The sequence below is a fragment of the Aeromonas sp. DNP9 genome (assembly GCF_001728955.1).
GTDB lineage: Bacteria > Pseudomonadota > Gammaproteobacteria > Enterobacterales > Aeromonadaceae > Aeromonas > Aeromonas veronii.
On the sequence record NZ_LYSQ01000075.1, the window covers coordinates 1 to 511 of the forward strand.

Sequence of the window (511 nt, forward strand, 5' to 3'; positions counted from 1 at the left end):
CGTTGGCGCCAAGGTCCACTGACGCTCTGGCACTATCGCCATCGGCATCAGTTACGGTCTGCACCAATGTCAGCACGCCCTCGTCCACACTCAGCGCCACGCTGTCATCTGCACTACTGGTATTGCCATGCCAGACGTTGTCCAGCAGTTCCAGCGTCACTGCCCCGGTGGTCGGGTCGATGGTCAGGGTGAAGTAGTCCACCCCACCGGCGCTGCCAGTGATGACGTTACCCACCTGGTTGAGCACGATAGCCGCGCCCTGGCCGTTGGCGGCCAGCGGGTCAACCGCATACAGACCACTAGCCACGTCGCTGCCAGTCAGCGCCAGGCTGTAGCCGATGCTGCCCGCCCCGTCGGCCCCGAAGGCCGGGGTGAACTGGGCCTGCACATTGGCGGCGCTCAGGATGGCACTGGCCACTCCGTCACCGCCAACACCACCCAGACTGACCAAGCTTTCATCCACGGTTGCACCCAGACCCGGTGCTTTCTCTGCCAGCCCGGCACGCGGACC

1 protein-coding gene is annotated in these 511 nt (G+C 65.0%); it reads right to left on the reverse strand.

The window, feature by feature from the left end:
- The coding region (locus tag A9G06_RS21285; RefSeq protein WP_253182366.1) for a DUF5801 repeats-in-toxin domain-containing protein at window positions 1-511 on the reverse strand (511 nt) is incomplete at both ends.